General features: G+C 65.8%; 17 protein-coding genes and 1 tRNA gene. 3 read left to right on the forward strand and 15 right to left on the reverse strand.

The genetic code is table 11. The annotated features are described in order from the left end of the window. Positions 1 to 48 precede the first annotated feature (48 nt). Entirely contained in the window at positions 49 to 1023 is a 975-nt protein-coding gene (locus E4K65_RS22795; RefSeq protein ID WP_135176072.1) for an alpha/beta fold hydrolase, read from the reverse strand. Positions 1024 to 1144: 121 nt separating this feature from the next. Between E4K65_RS22795 and E4K65_RS22800 the strand changes: the two genes are divergently transcribed. Then, positions 1145 to 1768, forward strand: coding sequence for a TetR/AcrR family transcriptional regulator (locus tag E4K65_RS22800; RefSeq protein WP_135176073.1), 624 nt, complete (start codon positions 1145 to 1147; stop codon positions 1766 to 1768). A gap of 328 nt (positions 1769 to 2096) precedes the next feature. On the opposite strand, the gene E4K65_RS22805 is transcribed toward E4K65_RS22800, so the two are convergent. From E4K65_RS22805 to E4K65_RS22835, 7 genes are all read right to left on the reverse strand, one after another. After that, positions 2097 to 2174 (reverse strand) — tRNA-Pro (locus E4K65_RS22805). A gap of 127 nt (positions 2175 to 2301) precedes the next feature. Continuing rightward, positions 2302 to 2883, reverse strand: a complete 582-nt coding sequence (locus tag E4K65_RS22810) for a MerR family transcriptional regulator (protein WP_135176074.1) — start codon at positions 2881 to 2883, stop codon at positions 2302 to 2304. Between the two features lie 26 nt (positions 2884 to 2909). Then, complete coding sequence (locus E4K65_RS22815; RefSeq protein WP_027548240.1) at positions 2910 to 3251, reverse strand: integration host factor subunit alpha; 342 nt, start codon at positions 3249 to 3251, stop codon at positions 2910 to 2912. Between the two features lie 134 nt (positions 3252 to 3385). Beyond that, a complete protein-coding gene (locus tag E4K65_RS22820) occupies positions 3386 to 4366 on the reverse strand; it encodes a beta-ketoacyl-ACP synthase III (protein ID WP_135176075.1) in 981 nt (326 codons plus the stop codon). Beyond that, on the reverse strand, positions 4363 to 5424 hold the full coding sequence (gene plsX / locus E4K65_RS22825; protein WP_135176076.1) for a phosphate acyltransferase PlsX: 1062 nt from the start codon (positions 5422 to 5424) through the stop codon (positions 4363 to 4365). The genes E4K65_RS22820 and plsX overlap by 4 nt, the downstream gene beginning before the upstream one ends. A gap of 297 nt (positions 5425 to 5721) precedes the next feature. Next, entirely contained in the window at positions 5722 to 6291 is a 570-nt protein-coding gene (locus E4K65_RS22830; RefSeq protein ID WP_135176077.1) for a YceD family protein, read from the reverse strand. Continuing rightward, positions 6288 to 6839, reverse strand: coding sequence for a ubiquinol-cytochrome C chaperone family protein (locus E4K65_RS22835; protein WP_135176078.1), 552 nt, complete (start codon positions 6837 to 6839; stop codon positions 6288 to 6290). The genes E4K65_RS22830 and E4K65_RS22835 overlap by 4 nt, the downstream gene beginning before the upstream one ends. Positions 6840 to 6937: 98 nt before the next feature. On the opposite strand from E4K65_RS22835, the gene E4K65_RS22840 reads away from it, so the two are divergent. Beyond that, positions 6938 to 7423 (forward strand): outer membrane protein assembly factor BamE, encoded by a 486-nt coding sequence (locus E4K65_RS22840; protein WP_167771046.1) that lies wholly within the window; start codon positions 6938 to 6940, stop codon positions 7421 to 7423. Positions 7424 to 7540: 117 nt separating this feature from the next. Further along, on the forward strand, positions 7541 to 8542 hold the full coding sequence (locus E4K65_RS22845; protein ID WP_135176080.1) for a Bug family tripartite tricarboxylate transporter substrate binding protein: 1002 nt from the start codon (positions 7541 to 7543) through the stop codon (positions 8540 to 8542). A 276-nt stretch (positions 8543 to 8818) separates the two neighbouring features. Here E4K65_RS22845 and E4K65_RS22850 read toward each other — a convergent pair whose 3' ends face one another. From E4K65_RS22850 to nrdR, 7 genes are all read right to left on the reverse strand, one after another. Continuing rightward, a complete protein-coding gene (locus E4K65_RS22850; RefSeq protein WP_135176081.1) occupies positions 8819 to 10939 on the reverse strand; it encodes a sodium-translocating pyrophosphatase in 2121 nt (706 codons plus the stop codon). A 266-nt stretch (positions 10940 to 11205) separates the two neighbouring features. After that, the gene (thiL, locus tag E4K65_RS22855; RefSeq protein ID WP_135176082.1) at positions 11206 to 12204 is read right to left on the reverse strand and encodes a thiamine-phosphate kinase; all 999 of its coding nucleotides are present in this window, start codon (positions 12202 to 12204) and stop codon (positions 11206 to 11208) included. 157 nt (positions 12205 to 12361) lie between these two features. Further along, positions 12362 to 12859: a transcription antitermination factor NusB gene (nusB, locus tag E4K65_RS22860; RefSeq protein ID WP_027548253.1), complete on the reverse strand. Its 498-nt coding sequence runs from the start codon at positions 12857 to 12859 to the stop codon at positions 12362 to 12364. Positions 12860 to 12862: 3 nt separating this feature from the next. Continuing rightward, complete coding sequence (gene ribH, locus E4K65_RS22865) at positions 12863 to 13354, reverse strand: 6,7-dimethyl-8-ribityllumazine synthase (RefSeq protein WP_011087790.1); 492 nt, start codon at positions 13352 to 13354, stop codon at positions 12863 to 12865. A 112-nt stretch (positions 13355 to 13466) separates the two neighbouring features. Beyond that, positions 13467 to 14075 (reverse strand): riboflavin synthase, encoded by a 609-nt coding sequence (locus E4K65_RS22870; RefSeq protein ID WP_135176083.1) that lies wholly within the window; start codon positions 14073 to 14075, stop codon positions 13467 to 13469. A 1-nt stretch (position 14076) separates the two neighbouring features. Next, positions 14077 to 15225 (reverse strand): bifunctional diaminohydroxyphosphoribosylaminopyrimidine deaminase/5-amino-6-(5-phosphoribosylamino)uracil reductase RibD, encoded by a 1149-nt coding sequence (gene ribD / locus E4K65_RS22875; protein WP_135176084.1) that lies wholly within the window; start codon positions 15223 to 15225, stop codon positions 14077 to 14079. Continuing rightward, positions 15222 to 15704, reverse strand: coding sequence for a transcriptional regulator NrdR (nrdR, locus tag E4K65_RS22880; protein ID WP_007603426.1), 483 nt, complete (start codon positions 15702 to 15704; stop codon positions 15222 to 15224). The genes ribD and nrdR overlap by 4 nt, the downstream gene beginning before the upstream one ends. Positions 15705 to 15706 lie beyond the last annotated feature (2 nt).

Here is a 15706-nt window from a genome sequence, read left to right on the forward strand (position 1 = left end):
AGACCCACCGTGGCGGCGCGCTTTGTGACAATCGTCACGCTCTCCCCCTCAGGCAATCGCACGCAAGATCATCGCACGCGCCTGCCGCCCCTCCGGCGTCGGCATCAGCGCATAATTGTGCGGCTGGCCACGGCGCAGATGCAGCTCGACCGGGACACCCACCGCCCTCGCCCGCTCCGCCAGATCGACGCTGTCGGGGTAAAGCAGATCGCGCGTGCCCGAGAAGATCGTCATTGGCGGCAGCGAACGGAACGCGCCGTTGAGCGGACTGACGAAGGGATGGCCGACATCGAGTTGGCCGGCATAGAGGCGTCCCGCCTCGAGGATCCCCGGAATGTCCTGCATCGGATCGCGCGCCGCGATCTCGACCTGCTCCGGACGGCTGACCGACGCATCCGCCGCGGGCGAGATCAGCACCATCAGGTTTGGCTGCCGATGTCCGCGATCGCGCAGCCACTGGCAGGCGGCGAGCGCAAGGGCCCCGCCGGCCGAATTGCCGACCACCGTGACCTTTGCGGGCCCGGCATCTTCCAGCAGCATCCGCAACAGCTCGGCCGTCCCCGGCACGACATCCTTGGCGGTGGCGCGCGGCGCAAGCGGATAGATCGGCACGACGCAAACGACGCGCGCCTCACGCGTCATCTGGCCGACGAAGCGCCAATGCGCCGGCACGATCTCGTTGATGAAGCCGCCGCCGTGCAGGAACATGACGTAGTTGCAGCCCTCGTGTCCCGCTGACGGCGCGGTGTAATAGACCGGCCATCCGCCCATCTTCGTCAGCGTTGCCTCGACGCCGCGGCCAAGTCCCGTCGGCTCGAACGAGGCCGGCTCCAACGCGACCTTCTGCACGTGTGCCTGCACTGCTTCGGCTGATGCCAGTTGCTTCTTGAACGGAAGAAGGCGCAGCAGCAGGTTGAAGGCGCGGCTTTGCAGGCTCGGCGCGGGATCGCGCGGCGCCCGCGCACCGAACGCGCAGCCACCTGGGCAGAACTGAAATGCCGACACAAGTCTGGCAACGCTCATGGCCACATCCCCATCTTGCTCTTTCGATACGGCGACGAAGAGGCTTGCCGACCCGCCTCCACTTGCGGATATAATGCGAGCATTCACTCGCTTTTCCTACTCGCATTAAGATCACAAGGCCGTGGCCCGCAAACCGCCCACAAAGCCCCGAAAAAATGCCTCGCAGGAGCGATCCCGCGCCACCGTCGACGCATTGGTCGAGGCAACTGCTCGCATTCTAGTCAAGGAAGGATTCGAGAAGGCCAGCACCAACCGCATCGCCGAAATCGCCGGTGTCAGCGTCGGCTCGCTCTACCAGTATTTCCCGAGCAAGGAGGCGCTCGTCGCCGCCGTGATCGACCGTCACAACGAGGAGATCATGGGCATCGTCCGCTCGGCGCGGATTGAGGTCGCCGACATGCCGATCGACAAAGCCGTGCGAAAACTCGTGACCGTTGCGATCGAGGCCCACCGCATCGACCCGAAACTGCACCGCGTCCTCGCCGAGCAGATCCCGCGCACCGGCCAGCTCAAGGACGTCGAAGCCTTCAACCGCGAGGTCCACGCCTTAGTGCGCACCTATCTCGAAAGCCGCCGCAACGAGATGCGCAAGATTGATCCGGCGCTGGCCACCTTCATCTGCGTCAGCGCGATCGAAGCCGTCGCGCACAACACGGTGCTGAACCACGCCGAGATGCTCACGGAGAAGACGGTGCGGACGCTGGTGGACGAGACGACGAGGATGGTGGTGGGGTATTTGAGGTAGGCGGAACGACGTGTGGGGCTTGGACGCGACCTGCTGGCCGCGAGGAAAGGTTACGCTTCGTGGCGCGGGGAGAAGACAACTCCGCTCCGGACGTTCATCCCATGAACCGGGATGATGACATCATGCCCCTGTTTTGCCGACGCGTCAAACCGATTCGGAAAAACGTTACCCACCAATGACATCGCTACTGTGCATGGGGTTGTTTTCGGCATTTTAATCTGCCGGTCACCGACGCAGCCGCCCGCTACCGATCGTCGCGCATGCGGCGCGCGGCGGGAGCAGGCTCCGCGCCGACGGTCGATCCACCCGACAGATGAGTTGGAAAAAATGGTCGGAGCGAGAGGATTTGAACCTCCGACCCCTAGTCTCCCAGACTAGTGCGCTAACCGGGCTGCGCCACGCTCCGAACGTCGTTCCATTAGCTAGGATCGCCGCTTTGCGCAAGGCGAGGTCACAGCATTTTGGTATCGCGATCTGGTTGGCTCCGAGCCCAGAGCCCCGGAACTGCCCCGCAAGGCCGGCGGAATGCGGCCCTAGCCGTCCTTCAGCGCCAGGTCCAGCATCTCCCGGCAGGCGACGAGGTCGGCGAGCACCCGTCCCAGCCTCTCCCGGTCCAGCGCGCTGGGGCCGGCGGGCGCGGCGGGGGTGCCGCCCTTGCGGAAGGTGGTGAGGATTTCCTCGTCGTCGACCTCCGTGAAGCGGAAGTCGATGCCTTCCTCTTCGTCGCCCTGGTAGTCGTCATCGTCGGCATCGGCGACGCCCTTGATCGGCGCCTCCTCGTCGTCCGGCTCCATGAGGCTCGCGCCGATGGCGTCCTCGATGGCCCCGAACGAGACCGCGGCCGCGCCGTCGGCGAGCCCCTGCACCGATTTGACGCCGTGCTCCTTCAGGATCCGCTGCACCCCGCGGATGGTGTAGCCCTCCCCGTAGAGCAGCCGGCGGATGCCCTTGAGCAGGTCGACGTCGTCGGGGCGGTAATAGCGGCGGCCGCCGCTGCGCTTCATCGGCTTGATCTGGGAGAACCGGGTCTCCCAGAACCGCAGCACATGCTGCGGAATGTCGAGTTCCTGCGCTACTTCGCTGATGGTTCGGAACGCATCCGGCGCCTTGTCCAAATGCCAAATCCTTATCCGAAAGGCGATTACGCCTCGGGTTGAGCCTTGCTGGCGTCGCCGTTGGTGCGGTGTTGGGAGTTGATTCGCTGCTTCAGGATCGCCGACGGCTTGAACACCATGACGCGGCGCGGCGAGATCGGCACTTCGGTACCGGTCTTCGGGTTGCGGCCGATCCGCTGGCCCTTCTTGCGAACCATGAAGGAACCGAACGAGGACAGCTTCACCGTCTCGCCCTTCTCCAGGCAGTCGGTGATCTCCTTGAGCACGAGTTCCACGAACGCAGACGATTCCGTCCGCGACAGGCCCACCTTCTGGTAGACGGCTTCGCAGAGATCAACACGCGTTACGGTTTTACTTTGATCGGTCATCGCCCTGCCCCACATCACGGCGAACAATTGTTGTCTGAAATTATGAGCTTACGATACGGCGGTCAACAGCGCTCATCAATGCATACGCATCGATAATCGGCGCTGATTCCGGCAAAATTTTATCGACTGTGGCTCTACCAGCGCACCAGCGCCGAGCCCCAGGTGAAGCCGCCGCCCATGGCCTCGAGCAGAATCAGGTCGCCGCGCTTGATGCGGCCGTCCTTGCGCGCCACCGACAGCGCCAGCGGGATCGAGGCCGCCGAGGTGTTGCCGTGACGGTCCACCGTCAGCACTACCTTCTCCGGCGCGATATGCAGCTTGTGCGCGGAAGCGTCGATGATTCGCTTGTTGGCCTGGTGCGGCACGAACCAGTCGATGCTGTCGGCATTGAGCCCGGTCGCCTCGAAGGCATCGACGATCACGTCGGTGATCATGCCGACCGCGTGCTTGAAAACCTCGCGGCCCTCCATGCGCAGATGGCCGACGGTCTGGGTCGAGGACGGTCCGCCGTCGACGAACAGTTTTGCCTTGTGGCGGCCGTCGGAGCGCAAATGCGTGGTGACGATGCCGCGGTCGGTCGCGGCACGGCCCGGCTGCTCCTGCGCCTCCAGCACGACCGCGCCGGCGCCGTCGCCGAACAGCACGCAGGTGCCGCGGTCGTTCCAGTCGAGGATGCGCGAGAAGGTCTCGGCGCCGATCACCAGCGCGCGCTTGAAGGCGCCGGTGCGCAGGAAATTGTCGGCGGTGGCGAGCGCGAACACGAAGCCCGAGCACACCGCCTGCAGGTCGAAGGCCGCGCCGTGGTTGATGCCGAGCCCGTGCTGCACGGCGACAGCCGTCGCGGGGAAGGTGTTGTCAGGCGTCGAGGTCGCCAGCACGATCAGCTCGATCGACTGCGCGTCCACGCCGGCATCGGTGAGCGCGGCCTGCGCCGCCTTGATCGCCAGGTGCGAGGTGAACTCGCCCTCGGCCGCAATGTGCCGCTCGCGAATGCCGGTGCGCTGGACGATCCACTCGTCGGACGTGTCGATACGCGCCGCCAATTGGGCGTTGGTCACCACCTGCTCCGGCAGGTAGGAGCCGCAGCCGAGCACGACCGAACGAATTTGAGTCACGAAACATCCTCCGGCGCGGGCTGCACGGAACTGAGTGCACCACCCTCGCGGTTGAGCATCTGATTGATCTTGTTCAGGAGATCGTAGTGAGCCATCTCATAGCCAACATCGATCGCATAGGCAAAGCCTTCGGCGCTGGTTCCGCCGTGGCTTTTAACCACCAGTCCGTTGAGCCCCAGAAACACGCCGCCATTGGACTTGTTGGGGTCCATTTTGTCCCGCAGGGCCTGGAACGCGCTGCGCGCAAAGAGATAGCCGAGCTTGGACAGCCAGCTCCGTTGCATCTCGTTACGGAGTAATTCCGCCATCTGCCGCGCGGTTCCCTCGGCAGCCTTGAGCGCGATGTTGCCGCTGAACCCTTCGGCGACGATGACGTCGGCCAGCCCCTTGCCGATGCCGTCGCCCTCGACGAAGCCGATATAGTCGAGCTCCGGCAGGTTCCTCGCCCGCAGGATCTCGCTGGCTTCGCGGATCTCCTCGTGCCCCTTGATCTCCTCGGCCCCGATGTTGAGCAGGCCGACCGTGGGGCGCGGCTTGTTGAACAGGACGCTTGCCATCGCCGCCCCCATGACGGCCAGCGACACCAGATGGTGCGCATCGCCGCCGATGGTGGCGCCGAGGTCGAGCACGACGGACTCGCCGCGCTTGGTCGGCCATATCCCCGTGATCGCCGGGCGGTCGATGCCCGGCAGCGTGCGCAGGTGGAAGCGCGACATCGCCATCAGCGCGCCGGTATTGCCGGCGGAGACCGCGACCTCCGCCTCGCCCTTCTTCACGGCATCGATGGCAAGCCACATCGAGGAGGTCCTGCGGCCACGGCGCAGCGCCTGGCTCGGCTTGTCCTCCATGCTGACGGCGACGTCGGTATGAACGATCCTGGAAGCGGCCTTGAGCGCGGGGTGCTTCTCGAGCTCGGGCTCGATCCTGGCGCGGTCGCCGACCAGCAGGAATTCGGTGTCGCGATGCCTCTGAAGCGAGATGGCGGCGCCTGGAATGATCACGGCGGGGCCGACATCGCCTCCCATGGCGTCAAGCGCGATGCGAACCTTGCTTGGCATAAAAGTCCTGGAAACCTGGTCTGGTGCGGTCTTGAACGAGCGGGGGCCGCGAAATGGGTTCGCCACGGACATGGCGACGGCCAGGCGCCACGCCGCGCCCGGACCGGGGCGCGACAATAGCGTTTTGTTATCCCGAAACAACCTCTTGCCCCCAGCCTTTTGCATTCGGGGCGACGTGGCGGCAAACGCGAAGATTCGAAAGAAATATATAGAAATCAAATAGATGAAACAGGCTTTCAAACCACTCAAGCAAACACCTCGCGCGGCCTGGCAAGCGGTCTTACGGGGAATCGGCAGCTACTGGCCTTTCTTCTTGTCCTGAAGCGCCTTCAGCGCTGCGAAGGGATGGTCTTCCGGGTCCAGGGCAACGACCTCCGCCTCGAACACGGCCCCAGGCTTGCGCGGATAGGGGTCGATCGCCAGGAACAGGGCATCGGTGGCGAGCCGGCCAAGGTCGATGATGCCATTGATGATGGCCTCGGGCGGGTCGATGACCTCCGGCGGCTCCTCGTCGTCCTGCCCCTCCTCGATCAGGTCGGACAGGCGGCGTGCCTCGGCCTCGGGGGCGAAGGTCAGGTCCACCTCCTCCTCGATCTCGTTCTCGATCGGATCGAGCGTGACCACGCAGGTCTGGCCGACCCGGGCGCGGACGTGGCCCGTGACATGGAGCCGGCCACCGCTTTTCGGCACGACATCGAAGCTGGCGTTGGCGGACAGGATCTCCCGCACGCTCGCGACCTCCGCCATGACCTTCCGTTCAGCGGCCGACGCCTCGATCTCGCGGTGCAGGCCAGTATCGGGAATCTGCGCGACGATGACGGGGACCCGCCAGGGATCGGGCTCGGATCCAGTATTCGGTCGGTTCATGGCGTGACATCCTCGGGTAGCGCCGGGGGAAAGTTGAAGGACGCGCGCAGCAGCGCGGCCTCGTCGGTCCGGCCGAGATCGGCATCCGTGGCCCGCGCGTAGGCCGCGAGCCGCTTCGCCTGGTCCAGGCCGGCCCCATTCAAGATATTCTTGCAGATCGCCGCCGCCAGCGCCTCAACGCCACCTTCGATCGCCTGGTCGTAGGCCTGCACCCGGCCGTAGAAGGCCTCGCCGAAGGCCCGCATCCGCTTCGGCACGGTCTGGTCGCCCACCCCCATCTCCCGCAGATTGTCGTCCATGTCCTCGCAGAATCGGTCGAACAGCGCCTGCGACAGCTCCGTGGCGCCCTCGACCGTGCGCAGGCGGCGCAGCAGCAGCCAGAGATGGAGCAGCAACAGGTCGAAACGCCCGTTAACCGTATCCGGTACGCCCAAGTCGCGGTAAAATATGGGTTCTCGCGCCTGCGTCACGATCATGCCATAGATGGCTTCAATGGTGCCCGGCGGGGCTAGGCGGGGTTTCCTGAAGTGATTGAACGGCCAAAGCATTGTGGTTTCCGCAAGCGGGCGCGCGCGTGTTGCATTCAGAGCCTCCGCCCGGTACTTCAGCGCCTCGCGCGACGCAAGGGGACGGAATCAGTTCCGCTATGACGATAACGAACCAGACCAGCCCGCGCGCAGACAAGCGGCGCGGCCTTTATGCACGCTGGCGCGGCCTGCGCATGGCCGCCGCTGCGGCCTTGGTCGGCGTGGCGCTCGCGGGCTGCACCGGCGAGCAGTTCCAGAAGGGCTACATCCTGCCGCCCGGTGCGCTCGAGCAGATTCCGATCGGCGCAAGCCAGGACCAGGTGCTGATCGTGATGGGCACGCCCTCCACGGTCGCGACCCTCGACGGCGAGGTCTTCTACTACATCTCGCAGCGCTCCGAGCGCAAAGTCGCGTTCATGAATCAGCAGGTGGTCGATCAGCGCGTGATCGCGATCTACTTCGACAAGAACCGGCGCGTGCGCCGGCTGGCGAATTACGGCCTCCAGGACGGCAAGATCTTCGACTTCATCAGCCGCACCACGCCGACGTCGGGCCAGGAGATGAGCTACCTCACGCCGCTGTTCAAGCTGCTCAGCTTTAACTGAGCCTTCAGCCTGCGGCGTCGTGCCGCCCTTCGCGCGGCACTTGCGCTCGCGCGCGGCTTGCCGTTGCGCGCCGGGTTCCATACGCTCCCTGCAAAACAAGAAACAGGGAGTGGATTCGTGCCGAAAACGTTGTTGTCCCGCCGCCGCGTGCTCACCGGCGCTGCCGGCCTGTCGGCCGCAGCGATCCTGCCGCGATCGAGCCTGGCGGACTGGAAGCCCACCGAAAACGTCCGCCTGGTGGTGCCGGCTGCGGCCGGCGGTTCGACCGACGTCATGGGCCGGCTCCTGGCCGCCCACCTGCAAACCGCCTGGGGCCAGTCGGCCGTCGTGGAAAATCGCTCCGGCGGCGGCGGCACGATCGGCACCGCCGAGGTCGTTCGCGCCAAGCCGGATGGCCACACCATCCTGATCGGCAATCCCGGGCCGAACGCGATCGCCTACAGCATCTTCAAGAACCTCACTTACAAGCCGGACCAGCTCCAGCCGGTCTCCAACATGATCCGGATCCCGAACATCGTCTCGGCGCATCCGAAGACCGGCATCAAGTCGGTCGCTGAGCTGATCGCCTATCTCAAGGCCAATCCGGACAAGCTCAGCTATGCCTCCTCCGGCGTCGGCCAGAGTCCTCACCTCACCGGCGCCTGGTTTCTCCAGCTCACCGGGCTGAAGATGACGCACATCCCGTTCCGCGGCGCAGGTCCCGCGCTCCAGGCCGCGCTCGCCGGCGACATCCAGATCCTGTTCGACAACCTCTATCCGAGCCTGCCGCAGGTCCAGAACGGCACGCTCACCGGCCTCTGCGTGACCACCACCGAGCGCAGCGACCTCGCGCCGAACCTGCCGACGATGCGCGAGAGCGCGCCGGAGCTGGCCAATTTCGACGTCTCGTCCTGGTTCGCAGTGTTCCTGCCGAAAGGCGTCCCCGCCGGGGTCCTCGAAGCGCTCAACCTTCAAGTGAAGGCGATGCTGGAGCGCGACGACATCAAGAAGAACATCGCCGCCATGGGCGCCCGCGCCGACTACGGCACGCCGCAGCAGTTCGCCGACTTCGTGGACGCCGAGACGAAGAAGTTCGCCGGCATCATCCAGAAGGAAGGTTTGCAGATGGATGTGCAGTAGGCGGGCTCGCTTGCGGCGCCGGAGATTTGAGCCAGTTGAAGGTGATGAGGACGGCCGCCGCCAGCGCGACCGCCAGCATTGTACGAGCACCGGTTTGCCGGCCACCGGTTTGCACCTTGCCGCAAGTCGGACAGACCGTGTCGGCCATCAGCATGTCGCAGCCGCACCGGATACACTTGGTCGTCTCGAACTTCATGGCGACGGTCCCCCGTAAAGCGCACAACAAAAAACCCGCGGTTTGCACCGCGGGTTTGTCGTTTGTAGAGCCCTACAAGCTCAGTGCGCCAGGATCGCCAGCAGCAAGAGCGCCACGATGTTGGTGATCTTGATCATCGGGTTCACCGCGGGGCCGGCCGTGTCCTTGTAGGGATCGCCGACGGTGTCGCCGGTGACGGCGGACTTGTGGGCATCACTGCCCTTGCCGCCGTAATGGCCATCCTCGATGTACTTCTTGGCGTTGTCCCAGGCGCCGCCGCCCGAGGTCATGGAGATCGCGACGAACAGGCCCGTCACGATCACGCCGAGCAGCATCGCGCCGACCGCCGAGAACGCCGCAGACTTGCCGGCCGTACCGCCTCCGGCGATCGCGTAGATCAGGAAGTAGACGACGATCGGCGACAACACCGGCAGCAGCGAGGGGATGATCATCTCCTTGATCGCCGCCTTGGTCAGCAGGTCGACCGCCTTGCCGTAGTCCGGCTTGTCGGTGCCCTGCATGATGCCCGGCTTCTCGCGGAACTGACGCCGCACCTCCTCGACGATCGCGCTCGCCGCACGGCCCACCGCCGTCATGCCCATCGCGCCGAACAGGTACGGCAGCAGACCACCGAACAGGAGGCCCACCACCACATAGGGATTGTTTAGCGAGAAGTCCGGATTGACGCCGGCGAAGTAGGTGTGATGCGCGGAGTCCGCAACGAAGAACTTGAGGTCCTGGTTGTAGGCCGCGAACAGCACGAGCGCGCCGAGACCGGCCGAGCCGATCGCGTAACCCTTGGTGACCGCCTTGGTGGTGTTGCCGACCGCGTCGAGCGCGTCGGTCGACTTGCGCACCTCTTTCGGCAGGCCCGCCATCTCGGCGATGCCGCCGGCGTTGTCCGTCACCGGACCGAAGGCGTCGAGCGCGACGATCATGCCGGCCAGCGCCAGCATGGTGGCCGTCGCGATCGCAATGCCGAACAGGCCGGCAAGGCTGTAGGTGACGAGGATGCCGGCGATGATGACGATCGCGGGCAGCGCGGTCGCCTCCATCGAGATCGCAAGGCCCTGGATCACGTTGGTGCCGTGGCCGGTCACCGACGCAGCCGCAATCGACTTCACCGGACGATAGTCGGTGCCGGTGTAGTATTCGGTGATCCAGATGATCAGCGCGGTGACGATCAGGCCGACGACGCCGCACTCAAACAGCGACATCCCGGTATAATCGACACCGTCGAGCTTGCCGAAGCCGATCAGCGTATAGATCACCAGGGCGATGCCGATCAGCGACAGCACGCCGGTTGCGATCAGGCCCTTGTAGAGCGCGCCCATGATCGACTGGCTCGGCCCGAGCTTGACGAAGAAGGTGCCGATGATCGAGGTGATGATGCAGATGCCGCCGATGGCGAGCGGCAGCGTCATCATGCTCATGAGGATTGGCGTCTTGGCGAAGAAGATCGCCGCGAGCACCATGGTGGCGACCGCCGTCACCGCATAGGTCTCGAACAGGTCGGCGGCCATGCCGGCGCAGTCGCCCACGTTGTCGCCGACGTTGTCGGCGATGGTCGCGGGGTTGCGCGGATCGTCCTCGGGGATGCCGGCCTCGACCTTGCCCACGAGGTCGCCGCCGACGTCCGCACCCTTGGTGAAGATGCCGCCGCCGAGACGGGCGAAGATCGAGATCAGCGAGGCGCCGAAGCCAAGCGCCACCATGGCGTCGACGACGACGCGGCTGTCAGGCGCCAGCTTCAGCGAATAGACCAGGAAGCCGAAATAGAGGGTCACGCCGAGCAGCGCGAGACCCGCCACCAGCATGCCGGTGATCGCGCCCGCCTTGAAGGCGAGCTCGAGGCCGCCGGCGAGCGACGTCGTCGCGGCCTGGGCGGTGCGCACGTTGGCGCGAACCGAGACGTTCATGCCGATGAAGCCGGCCGCCCCCGACAGGATGGCGCCGATGGCAAAGCCGATCGCCACATAAAGCCCGAGGAAATAGACAAGCAGCAGGAAGATGACGATGCCGACGATACCGATCGTGGTGTACTGGCGCCGCAGATAGGCCTGTGCGCCTTCGCGCACCGCAGCTGCGATCTCCTGCATGCGCGGCGACCCCGCATCCGCGCTCAACACCGAAGACGTCGCCCAAATCGCGTAGACGACGGAAAGCACTCCGCAGAGCACTATCAACCATAATGCTGTCATGTGATTTTTTGCCTCAGATCCTTGATGTACCCCCGGCGCCTTTTATTGTCCGTCGTGCGGTGCGGCGCCTTGATTTCGAACAAGGCCGCCCCTTTCCCGAAGAGGCGGCCTCAGTCGGTCGCGAGCTTGCCAAAATCAACTTGATGGTGCAACGCCGGAAGCGGCCGAAAAAGCCGATCTCGGCAAGTATTTAGGCCAAGTCGTGAGCAAGTCCTGAGCACCAGGTCATAAGCCCAGAGCCTGGACGCCGCGATTTGGAGCAATTCCTAGAAGTGGCTGTAGGACAGCCGCTTCAAAGCCAGTTCCTGGCCCTGCCCGTCCAGGAAGCGCGGCCGCGCGCCGCCCGCGACGATCGTGCCGATCGCGGTGACCGCAACGCCGACGGCCCGCCCCGCGGCAATCAGCGCATCGCTTTGCGCCGGCGGCACCGTGCACAGCACCTCGTAATCGTCGCCCCCGGCAAGCAGCGTCTCGACGCAAACGGCGTTGCGCGCGATCAGGCCCGCCGCGGCGGCCGAGAGCGGCACGTTCAGCACGTCCACGGAGGCCGAGACGCCCGACGCCGCGCAGAGTTTGGTCAGATCGCCGGCGAGCCCGTCGGAGACATCCATCGCGGCCGACGCATGGTCGCGCACGGCCTGCGCCAGCACGTTGCGCGGCTGCGGGATGCGATAGCGCGAGACCAGAGCTTCCCTTGCAGCGGGATCGGACGCGAGCGCCGCGGCCACCACCCCGCCCGTGAGCACGTCGAGGCCGAGCGCGGCATCGCCGATCGTGCCCGTCACCAGGATGCGGTCGCCCGGCCTTGCGCCGGTGCGGCCAACCATCTGCCCCTGCGGCACCCGGCCAAAGGCGGTGATCGAGATCATCTGCGGTCCCGGCGTCGACACCGTGTCGCCGCCGAGCAGCGGGCACGCGAAGGTTGTCGCATCCTCGCCCAGCGCATCCGCGAACGGCCTGAGCCAGGCGTCTTCCTTGCTCCGCAGCGCCAGCGTCAGGACGAAGCCGGCGGGCACAGTGCCCTTGGCGGCGAGATCGGACAGGTTCACCCGCAGCGCCTTGCGCGCGATGGTGTCGGGTGGATCGCCGGCAAGATAATGTACGCCCTCGACCACGGCATCGGTGGTGACGACGATGTCATCGCCGGAGGAGGACAGGACCGCGGCATCATCGACCAGCCCGAACGCACCGGGATCGGTCGCCAGCGGCTTGAAATAGCGCGCGATCAGCGAGTCTTCGGCGGAGGTTTCCGGTGCGTTCGTCATCGGCACTAGCCCCAAACACCACTGTCATCGCCCGGCTCGACCGGGTGATCCAGTACGCCGAGACGCCTGATATAGACAACCGCTGCCGCGGCGTACTGGATCACCCGCCCCAGTGCGCAACTGCGCACAAGGCGGGTGACGACAGCGGAATGTGTAACTACCCCCGCCCGAACTCGTCGCCGCGAAACTGACGGCCGATCTGGTCGAGCACCGCATTCACCATGCCGGTCTCCTCGCGGTCGACGAAGGCATTCGCAACGTCGACATATTCGGAGACGACGACACGGCCCGGCACGTCCTTGCGATGCTGGAGCTCATAGGCCCCTGCCCGCAGCACGGCACGCAGGATCGCCTCGATCCGCTTCAAGGGCCAACCCTTCGACAGCGCCTCGTCGATCAGGGGGTCGAGCTTCTTCTGGTCACGCACGACGCCGGAGACGACGTCGCGGAAGAACGCGGCCTCGGCCGGCAGATAGGTGTCGCCCTCGACCTCGTTGCCGAGCCAGTGGCTCTCGAACTCGGCGAAGATGTCGTTGATGCCGGCGCCGGCGATGTCCATCTGGTACAGCGCCTGGACGGCCGCGAGCCGCGCCGCACCGCGCCGGTTCGCCTTCTTCTCCGGAGCGCCTGCCGGCTTCTTGTTGTTGTCAGCCATGGCTCAGGCCCGCGCCAGACGGCGCTTGATGCGCAGCATCGCCAGCGCCGCGCGCGCGGCATCGCCGCCCTTGTTGAGCTCGCTGGCGCGCGCCCGCGCCCAGGCCTGCGCCTCGGTGTTGACGGTGAGGATGCCGTTGCCGAGCGGCAGCTTGCGCGAAACCGCAAGGTCCATCAGCGCGCGGGATGATTCCTGCGAGACGATCTCGAAATGGATGGTGTCGCCGCGGATCACGCAGCCGAGCGCGATCACCGCGTCATAGGGCTTGCCGTTGGCCGCTGCGGCATCCACCGCAATGGCCACCGCCGCCGGGATCTCCAGCGCGCCGGGAACCGTGATGACGTCATGCGTCAGGCCGGCGGCCTTCAACTCGGCCACCGCACCGTCCAATAGCGCGTCCTGGAGATCGTCATAGAACCGCGCCTCGACAATCAGCGCACGTGCGCCGGAAATGTCGGTCTGGTCCTTCAGGGGTGCGCGCCGCGCGTCTGCCATGGTCAACCTATTCTGTCATTGCCGGGCTTGCCCCGGCAATCCGTCGGGCAAGCCCCTCTTAAGAGGATGGATGCGCGGGTCAAGCCCGCGCATGACGAACTTTATCCGCCGGTCACTTCATTTCCGTCAGCCGCGCCGCGTAGCGCGCCATCAGGTCGACCTCGATATTGACCTCGGCCCCTGCCTTCCAGCCGCCGATCGTCGTGACCGTCAGCGTGTGCGGGATGATCAGCACCGAAAAGGTCACGTCCGCAACCGTATTGACCGTCAGCGAGACGCCGTCGAGCGTGATCGATCCCTTGGTGGCGATGAACCGCGCCAGCTCGCGCGTCGTGGAGAGCACGAACCGCGCCATGTCGGGCAGGTCCTCGCGGCTGACGATGGTCGCGATCCCGTCGGCGTGACCTGCGACGATATGGCCGCCAAGCTCGTCGCCGATCTTGAGCGCGCGTTCGAGATTGAGCCTGGTGCCGACCTTCCAATGCTTTGCCGTCGTCAGCGCCAGCGTCTCGGCGGCCGCATCAACGTCGAACCAGGTTTTGCCGCCCTCGACACCTGAAGCGACGACCGTGAGACAGACGCCATTGCAGGCGATCGAGGCACCATCGGCAATGGTGGACTGGTCATAGCGGCAGGCGATGCGCAGCCGGTGCAACTGGCCCTGCGCCGTTGGCGTGAAGCTGACGATCTCGCCGAGATCGGTGACAATGCCGGTGAACATGTTAGGCGCGCTCGTAGATGGTGAGAGTATCCTTGTCGAATGTTTCGCTAGCATGAACCTTGTAGGCCTGCGACTGCGTGATTTTCGACAGGGGCAATGCATCGAGCGCATCGACGCCGCGACTGCCCACCTCTTCCGCGCCGCGGAACAGCCAGATCTCGTCGACGAGATCGGCCGCCACGAACGAAGCCGCAACGCGGCTGCCGCCCTCCACCATCAACCGCGAGATGCCTTTCCCGGCCAGCGCATGCAGCGCGGCCGGCAGATCGAGCCCGGAGGCGTTTCCCGCCGGTATGCGGATGATCTGCGCACCGGCGGCTCCAAGCCGCATGGCGGTCGCAGCCTCGGCGAGTTCGGAGCCCGCCACCCACAGCGGCGTCTCACGCGCGGAGCGCACGAGCTGGCTCGATGCGGGGATGCGCAGGCTCTGGTCGAGCACCACGCGCACCGGCGAGCGCGCCGCCATGCCCGGCAGACGGCAGGTGAGAAGCGGATCATCCGCCAGCACCGTGCCGATGCCGACCAGGATGGCATCGCTCTGCGCGCGAAGCAGATGCACGCGGTCGCGCACAGCTTCACCGGTGATCGCAACCGGCTTGCCGCCGGCGGCGCCGATCTTGCCGTCGGGCGAGACCGCGAGCTTCAGGATCACATGCGGGCGCTTGTCACGGATGCGGCGGAAATGACCGGCGTGGTCGAAGGCGGCCTCCGCCGCGCACAGGCCGACGTCCACCGTGATGCCGGCGGCGCGCAGACGGGCATGGCCCTGGCCCGCGACTTCAGGATTGGGATCCTCGATCGCCGCCACCACGCGCGTGATGCCGGCGGCGATCACCGCGTCCGCACAAGGCGGCGACTTGCCGAAATGCGAGCAGGGCTCGAGCGTGACGTAGAGCGTGGCCCCGCGCGCCGCCTCCCCCGCCTGCCGCAGCGCTTCGGGCTCGCCATGCGGACGTCCGCCGGGTTGCGTCCAGCCGCGGCCGACGATGACGCCATCTTTCACGATGACGGCGCCGACGGCCGGATTGGGCCAGGTCCGCCCCTGCCCGCGCCGGCCGAGCGCCAGCGCCAGCTGCATGAAGCGGCGATCGGCGTCCTTGGATTCGCGGATCTTCTGCGCGAACTGATCCTCCAGAATGCGGAAGATCATTTGCGGATCGCGGCGAGCCGCGCTTCCTCCTCGCCGGAAAGCTCGCCGAGCACGTCGGCGAAATCCTTGGCCTCACGGAAATTGCGGTAGACCGAGGCGAAGCGCACATAGGCGACGTCGTCGAGCGTGCGCAGATGCTCCATCACGGTCTCGCCGATCACCTCCGAGGAGATCTCGGCCTCGCCCCCGGTCTCGAGCTCGCGCACGATGGTGGAGACCATTTTCTCCACCCGCTCCGGCTCGACCTGGCGCTTGCGCAAGGAGATCGACACCGAGCGCATCAGCTTGTCGCGGTCGAACGGCACGCGGCGGCCGTTGCGCTTGATCACCGTGAGCTCGCGCAGCTGCACGCGCTCGAAGGTGGTGAAGCGGAAATTGCAGGCGACGCACACGCGCCGCCTGCGGATCACGGACGAGTCCTCGGTCGGACGCGAGTCCTTTACCTGCGTATCGAGACTGTTGCAGTTCGGGCAGCGCATCC

The organism is Bradyrhizobium niftali, from assembly GCF_004571025.1.
In the GTDB taxonomy this organism is placed as follows: Bacteria; Pseudomonadota; Alphaproteobacteria; order Rhizobiales; family Xanthobacteraceae; genus Bradyrhizobium; species Bradyrhizobium niftali.